Annotated in this window: 16 protein-coding genes; 8 read left to right on the top strand and 8 right to left on the bottom strand. The window is 60.1% G+C overall.

The genetic code is table 11. The annotated features are described in order from the left end of the window. Positions 1-77: 77 nt before the first annotated feature. From F3H58_RS10400 to F3H58_RS10370, 7 genes are all read left to right on the top strand, one after another. Positions 78-1,970 carry an ABC transporter ATP-binding protein gene (locus F3H58_RS10400; RefSeq protein ID WP_149742125.1) on the top strand — a complete coding sequence of 631 codons (1,893 nt, stop codon included), beginning with the start codon at positions 78-80 and terminating at the stop codon, positions 1,968-1,970. Continuing rightward, positions 1,967-3,868, top strand: a complete 1,902-nt coding sequence (locus F3H58_RS10395; RefSeq protein WP_149742124.1) for an ABC transporter substrate-binding protein — start codon at positions 1,967-1,969, stop codon at positions 3,866-3,868. Before F3H58_RS10400 ends, F3H58_RS10395 begins: the two co-directional genes overlap by 4 nt. Position 3,869: 1 nt before the next feature. Continuing rightward, positions 3,870-4,868, top strand: a complete 999-nt coding sequence (locus F3H58_RS10390) for an ABC transporter permease (protein WP_003521288.1) — start codon at positions 3,870-3,872, stop codon at positions 4,866-4,868. Next, positions 4,865-6,040 (top strand): ABC transporter permease, encoded by a 1,176-nt coding sequence (locus F3H58_RS10385; RefSeq protein ID WP_080815729.1) that lies wholly within the window; start codon positions 4,865-4,867, stop codon positions 6,038-6,040. Before F3H58_RS10390 ends, F3H58_RS10385 begins: the two co-directional genes overlap by 4 nt. 72 nt (positions 6,041-6,112) lie before the next feature. After that, complete coding sequence (locus tag F3H58_RS10380; protein WP_149742123.1) at positions 6,113-7,321, top strand: glycosyltransferase family protein; 1,209 nt, start codon at positions 6,113-6,115, stop codon at positions 7,319-7,321. Positions 7,322-7,364: 43 nt separating this feature from the next. Further along, entirely contained in the window at positions 7,365-8,612 is a 1,248-nt protein-coding gene (locus F3H58_RS10375) for a glycosyltransferase family 4 protein (protein WP_188128858.1), read from the top strand. Then, positions 8,609-9,760: a glycosyltransferase family protein gene (locus F3H58_RS10370; RefSeq protein WP_149742122.1), complete on the top strand. Its 1,152-nt coding sequence runs from the start codon at positions 8,609-8,611 to the stop codon at positions 9,758-9,760. The genes F3H58_RS10375 and F3H58_RS10370 overlap by 4 nt, the downstream gene beginning before the upstream one ends. Here the strand turns inward: F3H58_RS10370 and F3H58_RS10365 are convergent. From F3H58_RS10365 to F3H58_RS10340, 6 genes are all read right to left on the bottom strand, one after another. Further along, the gene (locus F3H58_RS10365; RefSeq protein WP_149742121.1) at positions 9,726-10,466 is read right to left on the bottom strand and encodes a copper homeostasis protein CutC; all 741 of its coding nucleotides are present in this window, start codon (positions 10,464-10,466) and stop codon (positions 9,726-9,728) included. The genes F3H58_RS10370 and F3H58_RS10365 overlap by 35 nt on opposite strands. 26 nt (positions 10,467-10,492) lie before the next feature. Beyond that, entirely contained in the window at positions 10,493-11,698 is a 1,206-nt protein-coding gene (locus F3H58_RS10360; RefSeq protein WP_020808536.1) for an MFS transporter, read from the bottom strand. Positions 11,699-11,760: 62 nt separating this feature from the next. Beyond that, complete coding sequence (locus tag F3H58_RS10355; RefSeq protein ID WP_149742120.1) at positions 11,761-13,218, bottom strand: M81 family metallopeptidase; 1,458 nt, start codon at positions 13,216-13,218, stop codon at positions 11,761-11,763. Between the two features lie 12 nt (positions 13,219-13,230). Further along, positions 13,231-15,150, bottom strand: a complete 1,920-nt coding sequence (locus F3H58_RS10350) for a beta-N-acetylhexosaminidase (RefSeq protein WP_149742119.1) — start codon at positions 15,148-15,150, stop codon at positions 13,231-13,233. Between the two features lie 44 nt (positions 15,151-15,194). Next, on the bottom strand, positions 15,195-15,977 hold the full coding sequence (locus F3H58_RS10345) for an SDR family oxidoreductase (RefSeq protein WP_149742118.1): 783 nt from the start codon (positions 15,975-15,977) through the stop codon (positions 15,195-15,197). Positions 15,978-16,059: 82 nt separating this feature from the next. Next, positions 16,060-16,923, bottom strand: coding sequence for a MurR/RpiR family transcriptional regulator (locus tag F3H58_RS10340; RefSeq protein ID WP_003504906.1), 864 nt, complete (start codon positions 16,921-16,923; stop codon positions 16,060-16,062). 243 nt (positions 16,924-17,166) lie between these two features. Here F3H58_RS10340 and F3H58_RS10335 point away from each other — a divergent pair, with 243 nt between their 5' ends. Then, positions 17,167-17,652: a hypothetical protein gene (locus F3H58_RS10335; RefSeq protein ID WP_149742117.1), complete on the top strand. Its 486-nt coding sequence runs from the start codon at positions 17,167-17,169 to the stop codon at positions 17,650-17,652. 152 nt (positions 17,653-17,804) lie between these two features. On the opposite strand, the gene F3H58_RS10330 is transcribed toward F3H58_RS10335, so the two are convergent. Further along, entirely contained in the window at positions 17,805-18,917 is a 1,113-nt protein-coding gene (locus F3H58_RS10330; protein WP_003521276.1) for an ABC transporter ATP-binding protein, read from the bottom strand. A 187-nt stretch (positions 18,918-19,104) separates the two neighbouring features. Next, positions 19,105-20,337, bottom strand: a complete 1,233-nt coding sequence (locus F3H58_RS10325) for an ABC transporter substrate-binding protein (RefSeq protein ID WP_149742116.1) — start codon at positions 20,335-20,337, stop codon at positions 19,105-19,107. Positions 20,338-20,370 lie beyond the last annotated feature (33 nt).

Below are 20,370 nucleotides of genomic sequence, written 5' to 3'. Positions count from 1 at the left end.
GCGATAACGTGGATTTAAGCCCTCCTGAGCAAATTGTCACAAGGCAACGATAACGAGACGGCAAGGAACCCTTTGGCATGAGCGCAGGCGCAGATTTGCTCCGTATTGAAAATCTGCGGGTCTCGTTTTCTCTCATGGGCGGCACCATCGATGCCGTCAGAGGCGCGAGCCTTCGCATTCTTCCGGGAAAAGTCACGGCTCTCGTCGGCGAGTCCGGCTCCGGAAAATCCGTCATCGGCCAGACCATCATGGGCATCCATCCCAAGACGGCGCGCGTGAATGGCCGCGTGCTGTTCACCGATCCGGAAAATGCCGCGGCCGGCCCTGTCGATCTGCTGCAATTGCCGAAGGACGGCCGGGAAATCCGTTCGATACGCGGAAATCGCATCGGCCTGATCTTTCAGGAGCCGATGACGTCTTTCTCGCCGCTGCACACCATCGGCAACCAGATCGACGAGGCGCTCAGGATTCACAGCATCCTGTCACCGGCCGAACGCGCGGAAAAAATGCATGAAACGCTCGACCTCGTGGGGTTTTCCAAACCCAAGAAGGTCGTGAACATGTATCCCTTCGAGCTGTCGGGCGGCATGCGCCAGCGCGCCATGATCGCCATGGCGCTGATCTGTCGTCCCGCACTTCTCATCGCCGACGAGCCGACCACGGCGCTGGATGTGACCATACAGGCGCAAATCCTCAAGCTTCTGCGCGACCTCCAGAGCCGCCTGAACATGAGCATGCTGCTCATCACCCACGATCTCGGCGTGGTAGCCAATATCGCCGACGAGGTCGCCGTGATCTATCAGGGCGAGATCATGGAGGCCGGTACGGTCGACGACATTTTCAAGTCGCCGAGCCACCCCTATCTCAAGGGCCTGATGGCCGCCGTGCCGCATTTCGACATGAAGCCCGGCGAAAGACTGAAGGCGCTTCGCGAAATCAACATTGACCACGAAAGCCTCGTCGGCAAAAAAAACGCCGCGGTGAACAAGACCCCCGGCCCGCTTCTGACCGTGGACAATATCAGCAAGACCTTCACGACCCGGAAATCCAGCTGGTTCCGCAAAGGCGACGCCAACGCCACCAAGGCAGTCAACAGCGTCAGTTTTGAAATTCGCCGCGGAGAATGCCTCGGGCTGGTGGGCGAAAGCGGCAGCGGCAAAACCACCGTCAGCAAAATCCTCATGCGCGCCGTTCGCCCGGATGAAGGCTCGGTGACCTTTCACCGGCCTGAGGGCGACATCGATGTCCTCAATGCCAGGGATGGAGACCTGAAAGAGCTGCGGTCGAAGATACAGATGGTCTTCCAGGATCCGATATCGTCGCTGTCTCCACGCATGACCGTGGGCAACATCCTGAGCGAGCCGCTGGAAATCCACGGACGTGGTGACGCCAAATACCGCGCGGAGAAAGTCCGGGGTCTCGTCAGGGCCATCGGCCTGGGCGAAAGCGCGCTGAACCGCTACCCCCATAGTTTCTCCGGCGGCCAGAGGCAACGCATCGGCATTGCCCGCGCCTTGGCACTTGGCCCCGAATTGCTGATCTGCGATGAGCCGGTCTCCGCCCTCGATGTCTCGGTGCAGGCGCAGATCCTCAATCTGCTGAAGGATTTGCAGCAGGATCTCGGGCTTACCTATCTCTTTATCTCCCACAATCTCGCAGTGGTGGACTATATGGCCGACCGCGTGGCCGTGATGTGCGAAGGCCGCATCGTGGAGCTGGCGCCGCGCGAAATCCTGATGCGCTCTCCGGTTCATCCCTATACGAAATCCCTGCTGGCGGCCGTGCCTTTCCCCGATCTCGACCGCCCGCTCGATTTCCGCACCATCGGCAAGATCAGCGCGACGGGCAAATTCGACTGGGGCAAACAGTTCCGCGACGAGGGTGATGGCGACATGATCTCCGCCGATCTCGGCGAAGGCCATTTCGTGCTCGCAAACGGCAATGCCGATATTCAGGAGCTTCGCCCTTGATCACGCGTCGCACCACCCTTGCCCTCTTGGCCTCCGTCTTCCTGCCGGCCCATGCCCGGGCCGCCTATACCGACCCCGCCTATTTCAAGGAAAAACGGGAAAAGGGCGAATTGCCCGACGTGGCCGAACGCCTGCCGAAAAACCCGCGCGTCATCGACATGAAAGCGCTTGGCCGCGAGCCGGGAAAACATGGTGGCTCGGTGCGTATGCTTATTGGCGGCCAGCGCGACATTCGCCTGATGCCGATCAGCAGCTATGCCCGCCTTGTCGGCTATGACGAAAAATTCGAGCTTCATCCGGATATTCTCGAAAGCTACGACGTTCAGGAAGAACGCATCTTCACCTTCAAGCTGCGCGAAGGCCACAAATGGTCCGACGGCAGCGACTTCACCTCCGAGGATTTCCGCTATTTCTGGGAGGACGTCGCCCTCAACAGGGAAATCCACAAGGGCGGCCCGCCGATCGAGCTTCTGGTCAACAGCAAGCCGCCGCTTATCGAAGTCATCGACCGGCTGACGGTGCGCTATACCTGGGATGGCCCCAATCCGGATTTTCTGGCGAAGCTCGCAGCGGCCTCACCGGCGCGGCTGTTCCTGCCCGCCGCCTATATGAAACAGTTCCACATCAAATATCAGACGGCGGAAAAGCTCGCCAAGCTGATCAAGAAAAACAAGACAGATGACTGGAGCGGGCTGCATATCAAGATGTCACGGCAGGTGCGGCCCGAAAATCCCGATCTGCCGACGCTGGATGCCTGGCGCAACACCACCGCGCCGCCGGCCGAACAATTCGTCTTCGAGCGTAACCCCTATTATCACCGGGTCGACGAAAACGGCCTGCAACTGCCATATCTCGATCGTTTCCTGCTTAACGTCACTTCGTCCGACATCATCTCGGCCAAGACGGCCTCGGGCGATAGCGATCTGCAATATTTCGGCCTCGATTTCGCCGATTACACCTTTCTGAAGGATGCCGAAAAGCGCTTTCCCCTGAAGGTGAACCTCTACAAGCGCTCTCAGGGTTCGCGCATCGCGCTGCTGCCCAACCTCAATTGTGCCGACGCGGTCTGGCGCAGCGCTTTTCAGGACGTGCGCGTGCGCCGGGCGCTGTCGCTCGCGATAAACCGGCACGAAATCAACATGGTCTGCTTTTACGGGTTGGCAAAGGAAAGCGCCGATACCGTTCTGCCGGAAAGCCCGCTTTACCGGCAGGAATTCGCGGACGCCTGGAGCGCTTTCGACCGGGCGGCGGCCAACAGGCTGCTCGATGAAGCCGGTCTCGACAAGCGCGACAATGCCGGCCTTCGGCTCCTGCCGGATGGCCGCCCGGCCTATATCATCGTCGAAACGACAGGCGAAAGCACGCTTGAAACCGACGTGATGGAGCTGGTGACGGATCACTGGCGGCATATCGGCATTGCCGTTTCCGTCCGCCCCACCCAGCGCGATGTCTTCCGCAAGCGCGCCATGGGCGGCGAGGTGCTGATGTCGGTATGGATGGGCATGGACAACGGTGTGCCGACGCCGGACATGCTGCCTTCCGGCCTAGCACCCACCGGTGACGACCAGCTGCAATGGCCGGTCTGGGGCGTGCATTATCTTTCGGGCGGCCGCGAAGGCAAGGAGCCCGATCTGCCGGAGGCGGCGCATCTGCTCGATCTCCTGAAAAAATGGCGCAGAAGCGTCACCGAACAGGAGCGCGAAGCCATCTGGCTGGAAATGCTGGGTATTTATACGCAGCAGGTGTTTTCCATCGGCATCGTCAACGGCGCGCTGCAACCCGTCGTTCATGTCAAACGCATGCGAAACGTGCCGGACAAGGCGCTTTTCGGTTACGAGCCCACATCCTATCTCGGCGTCTATATGCCCGATAGCTTCTGGTATGACGGAGACGCCTGATATGCTGCGGTATATTTTAAAGCGCATCCTCGTCATGATCCCGACGCTGATCCTGATTTCGATGCTGGTCTTCACCATCATCGAACTGCCGCCGGGCGATTATTTCGAAAGTTATGTCGCCGAGCTGCGCGCCATGGGCGAGACGGCGAACCTTGCCGAAATCGAGGAACTGCGTGTCCGCTACGGTTTCGACCAGCCGGCCCCGATCCGCTATTTCCGCTGGGCGACCGGCATGCTGGTTGGCGATTTCGGTTATTCTTTCGAATATCAGCTGCCGGTCAGCGATGTGGTGGGAGACCGCCTGTGGCTGACGGTTCTGGTCTCCTTCGTCACAATCATCGTCACCTGGCTTATCGCCTTCCCGATCGGCATCTACTCCGCCACGCATAAATACAGCTGGGGCGATTACGGCCTCACCTTCCTCGGCCTGCTCGGCATCGCCATTCCCAACTTCATGCTGGCGCTTATCCTGATGTATTTCGCCAATATCTGGTTCGGCATTTCCATCGGCCATCTGATGGACCGGGAATATCTGAACCAGGCGATGAGCTGGGCGAAGTTCAAGTCGATCCTCGAACATATCTGGATTCCCGTCCTCATCATCGGAACGGCGGGCACCGCCGGCATGATCCGCCGTCTGCGCGCCAATCTGCTTGATGAATTGCAGAAACAATATGTGGTCACCGCCCGCGCCAAGGGGCTGCATCCCTTCAAGGTGCTCACCAAATATCCGCTGCGCATGGCGCTGAATTTCTTCATCTCGGACATCGGCTCGATCCTGCCGGCGATCATCTCCGGCGCGGAAATCACCGCCGTCGTGCTGTCGCTCGAAACCACCGGTCCCATGCTCATCCGGGCGTTGCAGAGCCAGGACATGTATCTGGCCGGCTCGTTCCTGATGTTCCTCGCATTCCTGACGGTGATCGGCGTTCTGGTGTCGGATATCGCCCTTGCCATACTCGACCCGCGAATCCGCTTCGGAGGTGGTAACGTCAAATGACTTCATCCATTCCGAAACCCGGCGAAGCGCTGCCCCATTATGTCTCGACCGCGCCCTTCGACCCGTCGCTGATCGAACCCAACACGTCAGGAATGGCGGCCTTCAGCAAGGCCTCGCAGCTGCGTCTCATGTGGTGGCAGTTCCGTCAGCACAAGATCGCGGTGTGGTCCGGCGCCTTTCTGGTGGTGCTTTATCTTTCGATCCTGATCTGCGAATTCCTCGCACCCTATAATCTCCACACCCGCAATATCGAGCATATCTACGCCCCGCCGCAGGCCATTCACCTGTTCAATGACGGAAAATTTGTCGGCCCCTTCGTTTATGGCCGGGAAATGACGCTCGACATGGACAATCTGAGACGGGTCTACCGGGATGTGCCGACGGATATCCAGCCGCTGCGTTTCTTCTGCAAGGGCGATACCTATCGCTTCTGGGGCATGTTCGAGGGCAGAACCCATCTCGTCTGCCCGGCGGAGGGCGGTGAATTGTTCCTGCTCGGCACGGATCGTCTCGGGCGTGACGTGCTGTCCCGCATCATCTATGGCGCGCGCATTTCGCTGACCATCGGCCTTCTCGGCGTCGCCATGAGCTTCGTTCTCGGCATTGTGATCGGCGGTCTGGCCGGTTACCGCGGCGGCACCTTCGATCTGATCGTCCAGCGCATCATCGAGGTGCTGCAATCCATCCCGAGCATTCCGCTCTGGCTGGCGCTTGCGGCGATCATGCCGGTGACCTGGAGCCCCATCCTCGTCTATCTCGGCATCACCATCATTCTCGGCATGCTGGACTGGACGGGCCTTGCGCGCGCCGTGCGCTCAAAACTTCTGGCGCTTCGCGAAGAAGACTATGTTTTGTCTGCACAATTAATGGGTGCCGGAACGCCGCGCATCATCGGCAGACACCTTATTCCCGGCTTCATGTCACACTTGATCGCATCCGCCACCCTGACGATACCGGGCATGATTCTCGGCGAAACCGCACTGAGCTTCCTCGGCCTCGGTCTCAGACCACCGATCACAAGTTGGGGAATTCTCCTCACGGAGGCGCGCAGCGTCAGCGTCATTGCGCTATATCCATGGCTTCTCATCCCGACGATCCCTGTCGTTCTCGTCATTCTGGCCTTTAATTTCTTCGGCGACGGACTACGTGATGCTGCGGATCCCTTCAGATAAAATGGAACACCCTTTGATAAACTGCCCTTCCGCCATCGCCTTTTTTGTGAAAGGCAAAAAGAGGTGTGGCCCATGACCTCCCGTTTGAACGACGCGCGTATTCTAATGTACAGCCACGATTCCTTCGGGCTCGGGCATCTGCGGCGGTGTCGCACCATCGCGCACGCTCTGGTGGAGGATTATCGCGGCCTCAACGTCCTCATCATTTCAGGCGCGACGATTGCCGGTGCTTTCGATTATCGCGCTCGCGTCGATTTCGTGAAAATCCCGAGCGTCATCAAGCTGCGCAACGGCGAATATACGTCCATGGACAGGCATATCGATCTTCAGGAAACGTTGAAGATGCGCCGCTCCATCATCTACCACACCGCCGAAAGCTTCCAGCCGGATATCTTCATCGTCGACAAGGAGCCCATGGGCCTGCGCGGCGAGGTGGAGGAAACGCTTGCCTATCTCAAGGGACAGGGCACCAAGCTCGTCATCGGCCTGCGCGACGTCATGGACGCGCCGCAGCTGCTTGAGGCGGAGTGGAAGCGCAACAATGTCATGACAAAGATCGGCCAGTTCTATGACCACGTCTGGATTTATGGCCCACCCGATTTCCACGATCCGCTGACGGGGCTCGACGTTCCGCACACCGTTCGCGACAAGATGGATTTCGTCGGGTTTCTGCAAAGGTCCAAGACCCAGGCCGAAACCGTATCGCATCGGCCGGAAGGCGATTACCTTCTCGTCACCACCGGCGGCGGCGGCGATGGCAGCGAATTGATCGACGACGTCATCAACGCCTATCGCCATGACAGCGAACTGACGCACAAGGCGCTGGTGGTGCTCGGCCCCTATATGCCGGCGGATCAACGCCAGCGCTTCATGAACAGCGTTGCCGATATTCCGCATATCGAAATCATCGAATTCGACAACCGCATGGAAGACCTCGTCGCCGGCGCACAGGCCGTCGTGTCGATGGGCGGTTACAACACCGTCTGCGAGATATTGTCCTTCGACAAGCCCGCCCTCGTCGTGCCGCGTACGGTGCCGCGCGAAGAGCAGCTTATCCGCGCCAGCCGTGCCTCGGAGCTTGGCCTTTTCGACATGCTTCTGCCGGAAGATGCCGAGAACCCGGCAAAAATGGCGGCTGCTCTGAAAGCGCTGCCGAACCGCGCACCGCCCTCCGTCAATGCGCGCGGGCTGAAGCTGGACGGTCTGGAAAACATATCGCGCCGGATAGCCGAATGGCTGCCGTCCGAGGGCGACAAGGCGCCGATCACGCTGACCGCGTGACCGGTTCCCCGACAAACACCGCTTCAAAAGAGACACGCGCAACGTGACCAATACAAAAAAAATCGTGGTGCTCCTCAAGGGCTATCCGCGCCTGTCCGAGACTTTCATCGCCCAGGAACTTCTGGGGCTGGAAAAGGCAGGGCTGAAACTCGAACTCATGTCGATGCGCCGGCCCACGGACAAGAAGCGCCATCCCGTTCACGATGAAATCCGCGCGCCCGTCACATATCTGCCGGAATATCTGCACGAGGAGCCGCTGCGGGTTTTGAAGGCGCTTTGGGCCTGCCGCAGGAAGCCGGGCTTCACCAAGGCGCTTCGCCGGTTTTTCACCGACCTGCCGCATGATATCAGCCGCAACCGGTTCCGCCGTTTCGGGCAGGCTGCCGTGCTCGCGCATGAATGGCCGGCGGATGCCGAATGGCTGCATGTCCATTTCATCCACACGCCCGCCTCGGTCGCCGCCTATACCCACCTCATTACCGGCACGCCGTGGACGATTTCGGCCCACGCCAAGGACATCTGGACCTCCAGCGACCGCGACCTTGCCGCCAAGCTGCAAAGCGCCCGCTGGGCCGTGACCTGCACTGCCGGCGGCTTCCAGCATCTGCAGACCCTTTCCGGGTCAAGGCAGAATGTGCATCTGAGCTATCACGGCCTAGATCTCACCCGTTTCCCGCATTTCGAAACGCCACGACCGGCAAGAGACGGTTCAGATGCCGATGATCCGGTGAGGATTTTGAGCGTCGGCCGGGCGGTCAAGAAAAAGGGCATCGATATTCTCCTGCGTGCGCTCGCCTCGCTGCCGCAGGATATCCACTGGCGCTTCACCCATATCGGCGGCGGCGATGAACTGGCCTCCCTGAAGAAACTTGCAGACGAACTCGGCGTTGCCGACAGGATCGTCTGGACTGGTGCCATGGACCAGAAGCAGGTGCTGGAGAACTACCGGGAAGCGGACCTCTTCGCCCTTGCCTGCCGCATCACCAGCGATGGCGACCGCGACGGCCTGCCAAATGTGCTGGTCGAGGCCGCGAGCCAGGCGCTGACCTGCATCTCCACCAATATTTCCGGCATTCCGGAGTTCTTCGTCAGTGGTGAAAACGGCCTGCTGACGGAACCGGAAAATCCGGCCACCTTCGCAGAGGCCCTGCGCACGGCCATCACCGATCCGCAATTGCGCCAGCGTCTTGGCAGCGCCGCCGAAAACCGTGTGCGCACCGCCTTCGACCATCGCACCAGCATTGTCGAGTTGAAGGCCCTGTTCGAGACCGAGTGGGAAAAAACGTTATGACCGATACGGAAAAACGCCCCTGCGTCTTCTTCTACGTCCAGCACCTTCTTGGCATCGGCCATATCGCCCGCGCCAGCCGCATTGCCAACGCCCTTCAGGCGAACGGTTTCGATGTCGTGCTGGTCACGGGCGGCACGCCGGTTCCGGGCTTTCCGGGCGAGGGCATCCGCCATGTCGAATTGCCGCCCATCGCCGTCAGCGACGGCAGTTTTGCCGGCCTGGTCGACAGTTCCGGCAAACCGGTGGACGACGACTTCAAGAGGCTGAGAACCGACATGCTGATCGGGGCCTATCACGGCGCCAAACCCGATATCGTTATCATCGAGGCCTTCCCCTTCGGTCGCAGGCAGGTGCGTTTCGAATTGTTGCCGCTTCTCGATGAGATAGAAGACAGCGAACCGCGCCCGCTCGTCACGGCGTCACTGCGCGACATCTTGCAGGAAAAGACCAAACCGGGCCGGGACGAAGAGACCGTGTCACTGGTGAAGAAACATTTCGATGCGGTGCTCGTCCATGGCGATCCGGATTTCGCCCGGCTGGAAGACACGTTTCCCCTCGCAGGCGAAATCAGCCAGCGCATCGTCTATACCGGCCTCGTCGCCCCTCTTCCGCCGGCGGAACCAGCGGAAAAATTTGATATCGTGGTTTCCGCAGGCGGTGGTGCCGTTGGGGCCGCACTCATACGGGCTGCTCTCGAGGCTGCCCCCCTACTGGATGGCATCAAGAGCTGGTGCCTCGTGACCGGTCCAAACATGCCGCAGGCGGATTTCGATGCGATCTCGGCGCGGGCGGCGGGCAATGTGTCCGTCTTCCGTTTCCGCAAGGATTTCGCAAGTTTGCTCGCCGGCGCACGGCTTTCGATTTCACAGGCCGGTTACAACACCGTCTGCGATATTCTTCAGGCCAAATGCCGCTCGCTTCTGATCCCCTTCGCAGCCGGGGGCGAAACCGAACAGAGCGCCCGCGCCGAACGGCTGGCGCGGCTGGGGCTGGCGCATGTGCTGGAGGAGAAGGATATTTCGGCGCAAGCGATGGCCGATGCCATCAAGGCGGCATTGTCCCTGCCGGTGCCCGGCACGATCACGCTCGATCTCGATGGCGCGGCCGGAACGGCTAGAGCGCTGCGCCGTCTTTACGATGAGCGGTGAGGATCGTCTTCAACTCGCGAACCGCCGCCTCATCGGTAACCTTGCGCCCTGCGCCGGTGAAACCGAGCTTCGCCACCCTGCTTTCCGGATCATAGGATGGAACGGCGGAACAGGAGGCGTGGATTTCCGTGATCGGAAAGCGATTCAGCAAGGTCTGAACGCTCTGCGGACGCACGCCGGCACCGGGCATGATGACGATCCGGCCTGCCGCCATCTCGGACAGGTGGGCCAAAGCCTCGATCCCTTCAAGCGCCGAACGCGCGCCGCCTGAGGTGAGAATTCTTGGGAATCCCACTGCGATGGCAGCTTCCAAGGCCTCGTCCATATCAGGCACGACATCAAAGGCCCGGTGCAGCGTCACATCCAGCCCCTCCGCGTGACGGCGCAACTCCTCGAGCAGGACAATGTCGAGCGAACCATCGCCACGCGATGCGCCGAGCACCACGCCGGAAAGGCCGGCGGCACGTGCCGCGTCTATATCGCGTTTCATCACATCCGCTTCGTCGCGCGTGAACACGAAATCACCGGCGCGCGGTCTGATCATGACGCTCACCGGCAACCCGCAGAACGCCGCGCGCTGCATGAAACCCGCCGATGGCGTCACACCGCCGCCCGAAAGCGCCGCACAGAGCTCGATCCGATCAGCCCCGCCGCTGACCGCCGCTTCCAGACCGGCGACATCGTCCACGCAAATTTCGAGAATCATCGTAACCTCTTTCATTTGAGTGGCCGTTACCTGCGGCGGCCCTTTCCATCAAGCGCGTAAAGCATATAAACGCCGCCGAGCCCTACGATCGCCCCCAATATGGAGGTTCCCGAATAGCTGGAGACCAGGGTTCCAACGGCAAAAATCAACGCGCCCAGACCAGCGCCGAGGAAGATATTGACGGCGATCAGCGAGCTTCCGAGTCCCGGCCGGTCCGCGATCAGTTCCTGCAGATAGGTAATTGGAATGCTGATGATCGCGGCGGCACCCAGTGCACTGATGACCGTTTGGGCGTAGATATGCCACGGCGCTGAAGCAAGTCCCTGCAGAATGAGATAGATGGCGTAAAGCCCCGCTCCCGCCGCAAGTGTCAGCGTCTGCGGAACCTTCTTCTCGATCCAGCCCCACAGGAGAATGAAGACGATTTCCAGCGCAGCGACGATACCCGCAACAATGCCGATATCCGCCACCGTGCCCTTGGCCTGTCCGGTTATGATGAGCGAGCGCACGGAATCGTTGAGATGCAGCATCGAGCAGATGAGCGCAATCGCGATGATCCGGAGCAGCACCCGCCGCGATCCGATTTCCGCAAGCGAGGCGCGCAGGCCGAACCGCGCTTCGGTATTTGCCGATGCCGGCGTGGCGGCCCGCGGCAGGCAGAAGGCGACAAGCAGAAAGCAGACAAGCGCGCAGATGCCCGAAAACAGGAAAGCCATCAGCATATTGCCGGAATTCACCAGAAAAACACCGACAATGCCCGGCACCAGCACCCAGGAAAGCGAGATGGTTGCCCGCATGATCGAATTCACTGCGATCATCTCACCCGTCGAAAGGTTGCGTGCATCGGCGCGCACATGGGCGAAGATCAACGAATTCATCGCTCCGAAAATCGGCAGAAGCACCAGCTTCGCGGCGACGAAGGCGGTAGCGTTGCCGGCCAGATAGACCAGCAGATAACCGCTGACGCCGAAGAGCGCGATATAGAGCATTGGCTTGCGATATTCACCCAGCCTGTCTGCGACGATGCCCATCAACACGCTGGCGCTGACATTGATGACGGCGGCAAACAGCATCAGCAGCGAATAGACGCTGTTGCTCAGCCCGATTTCGCGAATGCCGATAACCGCCTGATAGGGGGCGGTCGCCGCATTCGAAAACCCGAAGAACAGGATGGCGAGCGCCCCGATGCGGATCGACGGATTGTTGATGACGATGGAAAGAGCCGACGGCATGGATATTCGCCTGAGATGATCCGGCATTGCCGGATCGCTGGGTAAAACCTACCGAACCGCTGTCATCGCCAGCGGGCCGAAAGGATGGGCTGAGGGGTATAGTCGAAATGCGACTTCCATGGGTAAAAATCGCCGTCCCGGCGGCGATTGGGAAGGTTTTCGATATCCTGATTGATGACCCCTTCCGTCAGCGCCATGAGGTTGGGATTGGCGATAGGCGCAAGCTCCGGTGAAAGATAACCGGACTTGACGACCAGCAGCCGCACCTCCTTTGGATTAAAGCCGAGACGGGTGAAATCGGAAATCATGTGATAAGGCCTACGCCGCGCCGCCAGAATGACCGTGATGCCGCCGATGGCGACCACCGCCTGCCGCTGGTCAGCAGCACCGGGATCGTCCAGTTTCACAGCACCGGGATCGTCCAGTTTCACAACACGGGCCTCGACGGTCACGGACGGGCTCTGCGGATCGAGACTGCCGCCGATCTTCAGGGAAAGCGTGGCACCTTCGCCCGCCGCAAAACAGGCTTCGACCGCCGGCCTGTCGGTGATGCCGCCCAGCAACGCGCCCTGCCAGTTGCGCGCAATCAGCGCAGCCAGAACATCGGCGCGATCGCCAACCCCGCCGCCGGTCGGGTTATCGCCGGAGTCGGCCAAGATGATCGGCCGCGTTGCCGTGTTTTCGGCGATATCCAGAATGGCCTCGAGCGGCTCTGTCACGGGGCCGAAACGAAAATCCTGCCGGGCATTCCAGTAGGATTGCGCGATCTCGGTCGCGACCGCCTGTGCGGCTGCTTTGTCCGTTCCCGTCACCACGGCGCAGGCCGTCGCCCGGGGTTCGTCCGCCCAGACGTAGCCGATCATGAAATTCGCATCCCAAATGCCGGGCCGCACATCGTGATCCGGCAGAACGGCATAAAGGCTTTTGGCAGGTTCGTCTTCCGTGGAGGTCTTCTCCCCCGGCAGCAGAACCGGAATTTTCGCCCAGGCGACGCCGGGCTTTTCGCCCGTCTTCAGGGCCTTCAGCAGCATCGTCCACGCCCGCACCATCGTCTCGCACACATCGATATGCGGCGCAGTTCGGTAGCCGGCAAATATGTCGAGCTGATCGATGATCGTCTGGCTGACATTGCCATGCAGATCATAGCTCGCAGAGACCACGACATCCGGCCCGACGACGGCGCGGGCGCTGGAAATCCAGTCACCTTCCGCATCGTCCATGCCTTCGACATTCATCGCGCCGTGCATGGCGAGATAAAGGCCGTCCAGCGGCAGGCAGGCCTTAAGGCGTTCGAGAAACTCCGCCTTGAACGCCTCATAGGTCACGCGCGAAACCGGTCCGCCCGGCACCGCCCGCCCATGCAGAAGCGGCAATACGTCCGCCCCGCCTTCACCGAGGAAATTGAAATACTCGGCCTCCAGCAGTTCCGCGCCGCGAAAGACACGAAAATCCTGCTCGCCCATCAGCACCGGTGAATAGGTGCTGCATTCGGTATGAATTCCACCCACGGCAATACGCATGTCGGTTTCCCCTCAATAAACCGGGCTCAAGGGGACGATGGCCGCAAAACGCAGCCAGTCCTTTTGCGCCTTTGGCGTCCACGCCGCCTCGGCAATCGCCGGCAGACGGGGGAAAACCAGATGGTTGAAATAGGCGCGATTGAGGAAATGTTCGGACCAGATGCAGGCCTGAACGCCCTTCATCCGCTCCTTCAACTCCTCGGGAAATTCGCCGACAGCCTCATAGGCATAAGTATGCGACGGCGGAACCGTGCCGGCCCAACTTGCGCCAGGCTCCTGCCAGGCTTCATCCTGCACCATGTCGAGATAATAGGCCTGACCCGGCGTCATCACCACGTCGTATCCCTGCTTTGCAAGCTCAAGCCCGACTTCCGGCTTCTGCCACGCCATCAGCAACGTTCCGGCGGGATCGACGCCGCCGCCGTGGGAAACCTCGTCCCAGCCGGCAAGCTGGCGACCGCGCTCATGCAGCATCCCCTGAATGCGCTTCATGAAATAGGACTGGATGCCGAAGGTGCCATCGAGCCCCTCCTTTTCCATCAGCGCCTTGGCAAGCGGCGACGCCAGCCACGACCCATCCGCAACCTCATCGCCACCGATATGGATCAGCCGTGACGGGAACAGCTCCACCATCTCATCGAATATCTTGCCGAGGAATTCATAGGTCGGCTCGATGGCCGGGTTGAGCGCGTTATTGGGATATCCCTGCACAGAGCGGTAGTTGTCCGGCGCCTCCTGTCCGTCCGTCAGCTCCGGATAGGCCACGAGAGCCGCCGTGCTGTGGCCGGGAATATCGACTTCCGGCACGATTTCGACGTTCAATGCCGCCGCATGCGCGACGACCATGCGCACCTCATCCTGTGTGTAATAGCCCGACACCGGCTCAGCCCCGTTACCGAGCTGCGGCAGAAGCGGCGCATCCGGGCCGCGCGTGGCGCCAACGGTGGTCAGCAGCGGATAGGCCTTGATTTCGAGCCGCCATGCCTCGTCATCCGTCAGGTGCCAATGGAAGCGGTTCATGCGCAGCCATGCGAGAATATCGATAAGCCTCAGGACATCGCCTGTCGGATAGAATTGCCGGGAGACATCGAGATGGCAGCCGCGCCAGCTATAACGGGGCGCATCGCTGATGATGCCGGAGGCAGGGAAGCGGAATTGGGGATCGATGCGCGCGCCATGCAGCAGTTGCGCCAGAACCGTCAGGCCATATTGCAGACCGGCAGCGGCCGAATATTCCACGACCACCGCTTCTTTTGAAAAAGTGAGGCGATAACCTTCCGCTTCCAGCCCGCTATGCCGCTTGAAACGAAGCGGTTTTCCCTCATGAACCGGCGCAAGGCTGAAGGGCACGTGCCCGACGGCAAAGAGCCGGCGGAACAGCGAAAGCACGGTTTCCACCGCAAGCACTTCTTCTGCACCCGCATCTTCCGCCGGGAAGAGCGCGACGGGAAAACCCTCGCCCGGTTCGGCGTCGATTTCAGCGGGCCAGGGCTGGATGGAAAAGGGCAGATCGAGCTTGCCTTCCGGAAGTAGCACCGGCGCCGGCTCGCTGTGACGCCCATCCAGCATCAGGTCACCGACATCGACGGCGCGATGCGTTCCGTCGGCAAGGCTGACATAGGCGGATTTCGCGCCATCCGTGCGATGCCGGGCCGGTCGTAGCAGGCCATCGACGGTGAAGCGCCAGGATTTCCCCGGCTCGAGCACGAAGCCCGGCGGCGGTGCAAACTCATGGAAATTGGCGTTGCGGCGCAGATAAATAGCATTGTCGCAAGCGGGCTTGTCTACCGTCCGCGTCAAAGACGTGTAGACGATGCGAAAATCCTTCAGCGGCTCGCGGGAAAGATTGACCAGGGTAAAGGTAAAACCGCCCGAGGCGGAATCTTTGAGCGGATGCCAGGAATTTTCGAGACGATAATGTGCGAGCGCCATGATGCTCCCCTTTATTGCGCATTGGGCCCTCAGGAGGGCTTCGGTCAGTAATGTTCGGATTGCGAGAAGGTCCGGGCCAGCGGCGCCTGCCCCGCCGTCAGTCCGCAATCGACCGGCAGGCACACGCCGCTGATCGCCTCCGCCTGTGGGCCGGCCAGAAAGGCGACGGCGTTGGCAACATCTTCGGGCCTCACGATGCGTTGCAGCGGATACCAATGCTTCGCCTCTTCGAAGACCTGAGGATTGGCGACGGCGCGCGCCTCCCATGCCTGGGTGCGCACGGTGCCCGGCGCAACGGCGTTGGAACGGATGCCGAATTTGCCGTATTCCACGGCGATCAGCTTGGTCAGATGGATCAGCCCGGCCTTTGCGGCGCTATAGGCCGGGTGGCCGAAGACCGCCATGCCGTTGACGGACGTGATATTGACCACCGACCCCTGGGTCCGCTTCAACGCCTCTTCGAAAGCCCTGAAGCAGAGAAACGGCGCTTCTAGATTGAGGGCATTGTCCCTGCGCCATATATCGGCGGTCGTGTCGTGCAGGCTGACCGCTCTTGCCGCACCCGCATTGTTGACGAGGGTTACAACATCGCCCAGCTCCGCAACCTCGGCGGCCAGCCTCGCAAGGTCCTGCGGATCGGTGACATCGCAGGTTTTCGCAACGAAGCGGGGACTGGAAAGCAGGGATAGCGCGCTCGAAAGGGCGTCGGGATCGATATCGACCAACACGATCTTTGCATGGCCTTCAGCGAGCGCCGTGGCAATTGCCCGGCCAATATCACCTGCCGCGCCGGTAACGACGGCGAGCTGGTCTTTCCTGTCCTTCATCTCCTACAACTCCCTTGAAGCTTTCCGACCCGCCACAAAGCGGGTCCCAGGCAAAGCAGCCTGTGTTTTTCGTCAGCCCGCCTCAGTCACCGAGCAATTGTTTGTCATCCGGGTCACGATGTTCCACGAGCTGCTGCTTGATATGACGCAACGTCACCATCGATCGTTGCCGTTGATGATAGGCAGCAAGCGTCGCCAGAACATCGACGGCGGCCAGATAGGCGTAGCGCGATGAGGTGGGGCGGAAGATATTGTTTCCCTCGGGCACATTGACCGCCACCACCATGTCGGCGGCCGCGGCAACAGGCGTGTCGCTCTGGGTGAGCGCAATGGTGGTGACCCCCATTTCCCGCGCCAGCCTGAAACATTTCACCAATTCCATGTTGCGGCCGGAAAAGGACGAACCGATGATGACGTCTTCTTTGCGCGCCGCAGCCGTCATCATCAGCTGCATACTGTGATCGGCACTGGTCGAAACGCGCAGGCCCAAGCGGAACAGCCGATTCTGAATTTCCGAAGCGATCATCGAGGAGTTGCCGCCTGCACCGAAGGCATAGATCATGCCGCTATTGGCGATCCTGATCGCCGCTTCATCGGCAAGGGCGGGATCGAGCGTCCTGTGCAACAGGAAAAGCGCTTCCTGCGCCTTGGCGAGCACCTCTTCCGCCACATCCGAGGGACCGGTGCTGGAGGGTTCGGAGGTGAGGTATCGAATACCCACATAGGCCGTCTTGGCGAGGCTGACCTTGAAATCCGAAAAGCTCTGGCACCCCAGCCGACGGCAGAACCGCGTCACGGTCGGCGGCGACACTTCGGCGCGGGCCGCCAGCTCGATGATCGAGGCATTGACGGCGAATTCGAAGTCCGAAACCAGAATATCGGCAATCCGCCGCTCCGACTGCGAGAATTGCCCCCTGTCTTCCTGTATTCTTGCGAAAATATCCATGTTCACCGGTCTCCGTTCCGCCAAAACTTAAGGCTTGGCCCCGTTTCCGATGCACCCTAAGAAAGCGCGCCCGTCAACCGCATAGATCCATGAATCGAGGATGTTTCGTCTTGCTGACGACACCGCGCGCACCTTTGATCTGAAAATTATTTTCTCTGTTGATTGAGAGATGAGCATATGCCAACAATCAACACCAGAGAAATCTCCAAATCTTGAAAATAATTTCAAAAATGGACCGAACCCATGCGTGATCCCTTCAAAAACCCCTTTCCCGAAACAGACATCGCCCGCCATTCCATCTGGGAGATGCTGGTAACGCGGGACATCGACGCTTTTCTTGCCGCCGACTGGTCGAAGGTCGCGGACGATTTCGTCGAAGACGGCTTTCTCGGCATCAACGCCAACCGGGATGCGAACCCGGACAATTGGCGCCTGTCGTTCCCTTCGCTCAGCGCCTATCGCGACGAGTGGCTGCGGCAGGCGCAGGATTTTCAAACCCAGAAATTCGCAGATAACCCGCGCGATGCGATCTTTGCGACCACCACGCTGGAAGAAATCGAAGTGGAAGGTGAGACCGCGCTGGTGCGCAAGAAGTTCGACGGTGGGCTTCGCAAGGCCGATGGCAGCTTCGACGTCATGAAATGGCAGACACTCTATTATTGCCGGCTGCATCAGGGACGCTGGAAAATCAGCGGTTTCACCGGCTACATGCCCAACCCCATGCCGTGATCCGGCGGACATCTGAAAAAACTTCGCACGCCGGGCCGAAAGCCCGGCGTTGTTTTTTCGTCTGGAAGGGGCGGAAAAATGCTGCCGGGGACGGATCGCGTCAAGAACAGCCGGGCATTGGGAAACAGATAACATGGCCCGGCTCCTGCGCCTTATTGGATCAGCTTGAGGACTGAAAGATCGACGCGCCGCTCCAGCGCAATGCCGCTTTCGTCAAACAGATGGCAATCCGACGCCTTGATACCGGTGACGATGGGCTCATCCACAACCACAGGTGCGGAGCCGGAAAGCAGCGCGCAATAATTCTCGCCCGTCGGGGCGACGCCATAGGCGATGGTATTGACCCCGAGCCGCTCGATCACGCTGGGCGCGACCGTGACATTGAGGTCGGCCGTTTCGAGGCCGGTATGTTCCGGGCGGATGCCGAGCGTCAGCTGCGTGCCCTCAAGACCGGCGCGGGGCTCCACCGGCACGGTGATCGTCTGTCCCTCATATTCCACCGTCACACCCTCGGCGCTGACGGATTTGCACGTGACCTTCAGGAAATTCATTTTCGGGTTGCCGATGAAACCTGCCACGAAGAGGTTAGCCGGCTTGTGATAAAGCTCGAGCGGCGCACCGACCTGGGCAATTTCGCCGGCATTCAGCACCACGATACGGTCGGCCATGGTCATGGCTTCCACCTGATCGTGGGTGACATAGATCATCGTCGCCTTCAGCGTCCGGTGAAGATTGGTGAGTTCGATGCGCATATCGGCGCGAAGTGCTGCATCGAGGTTGGAAAGCGGCTCGTCGAACAGGAATATCTTCGGTTCGCGAACGATGGCGCGGCCGATCGCCACGCGCTGGCGCTGACCGCCGGACAACATTCCGGGGCGCTGCTGCAGACGCTGATCGAGCTGGAGAATCTTGGCGACGCCCTCGACCTTCTGCTTGATCTTGTCCTCCTCCATCTTCTCGACGCGCAGCGGAAAAGCGATGTTTTCAAAAACCGTCATGTGCGGATAGAGCGCATAGGACTGGAAAACCATGGCGATGCCGCGTTTGACCGGCGGCAAGTCATTGACCTTCACGCCGTTAATGACGACGTCGCCAGCGGAAATATCCTCAAGGCCGGCGATCATGCGCAGCAATGTGGATTTGCCGCATCCCGAGGGACCGACAAAAACGACGAACTCGCCATCCCTGATGTCGAGCTGAACGCCCTTGATGACTTCGAAATGTCCATAGTTCTTGCGGACGTTGTTGAGATAAAGCTGACCCAAGACTTGCCTCTCCCGTCAGCGGCCGACATCTGGCCACGTTCAGAGATGTTCCGAAACAGGGGCAAAGCCACACCGGATCGGAACCGTTGAAAACAGGGGAAAGAGCATCCCGGAAGACGCAAGGCATTCCCACGGCGAAACTTGCCGGATGCGGACGGCCAGCGCCCGCATCCGTGCTCATGAAAGATTATTTATACTGCTCGAGAGCCGAAGCCGCTTTCTTCGCGGCATCTTCCGGGCTTGCCTTGCCGGTAACGACAGACTGCACCATTTCGATCATCGTGTCCTGGAAGCCCTTGTAGTCCGTGAAGAGCGGCTCGGGACCGCCATAGGCGATACCGTCGATCAGCGGCTTCCAGAAGGGATCCTTGGCGATGAATTCATCGACCTTCGGCGACGGACGCAGCGGGGTGAGGCCCGCGCCGCCCTGCAGTTCGTATTCGCCCTGCGGACCGGGAGAGGTGATGAATTTGGCGAATTCGGTCGCCTTTTCTTCCACGCCGGTTCCCTTGAAGATCGCAAGGCTGTCGGTGATGAGCAGCGTGCCGGGACCCTTTGCTTCCGGGCCGAGCGGCAGCGTGGCGATGCCCCAGTTGATCTTGGTTTCCTGCAGGCGCGTGGCGGCGCCCGAACCGGCCTGGATCATGCCGACCTTGCCATCGAGGAAGATGGCGCGGATTTCGTTCTGCTCATAGGCCGTCGGGCCTTCGACGGAATAGGGCGTGATGTCCTTGTAGGCCTTCAGCGCTGCAACAACCTGCGGGCTGTCGACGGTGATCTTGTCGCCGTCAATTACCTTGCCATTATTGGTGTAAACCCAATGCATGAACTGGTGCATGGTATTGTCGAAGGTCTTGGCGGGCAGGCCGTAACCGGCGATGCCTGTCTTTTCCTTGATCTGCTTGGCAAACGCGATCTCTTCTGCCCAGGTCTTCGGCGGCACTTCCGGATCGAGACCCGCCTGCTTGAACAGGTCCTTGTTCCAGTAAAGCGCCTTGGTGGAGAAAGCGACCGGCACGCCCCACTGCGTGTCCTCGAAGGTGACCGTGTCGACGATGTTGGGGTAATAGCTCTTCTTTTCGTCTTCGGTCATCGGCACCGGAACGATGAGATCGTTCTGCGCGAACTGCTTCAGCGTGCGCGAACCGACATAGGCCATGGCGACCGGCGTGCCGGCAGCGGCGAGCGTCGTGGCCTTGTCCTGGCACTGCTCCCAGCCGACGACCTCAGGCACGACCTTGAAGCCGGCATTCTTGCCTTCCCATTCCTTGATGTATTTTTCATGGATGGGATCCATCTTGTCGCCGCAATAGATCCAGCTGATCTCCTCGTCGGCGGCATGCGCCGCCACCGTGCCAAGGGCGGTGGAACCGGCAAATGCGAAAGCGCAGAGCGCCAATCCGTAATGTTTCAGTGCCATTGTAGTCTCCCGTTTTGGTGGTCGTTCCGGTTA

The organism is Rhizobium sp. NFACC06-2, assembly GCF_900101425.1.
In the GTDB taxonomy this organism is placed as follows: Bacteria; Pseudomonadota; Alphaproteobacteria; order Rhizobiales; family Rhizobiaceae; genus Agrobacterium; species Agrobacterium leguminum.
This window is presented reverse-complemented; position numbering and strand designations above follow the sequence as displayed.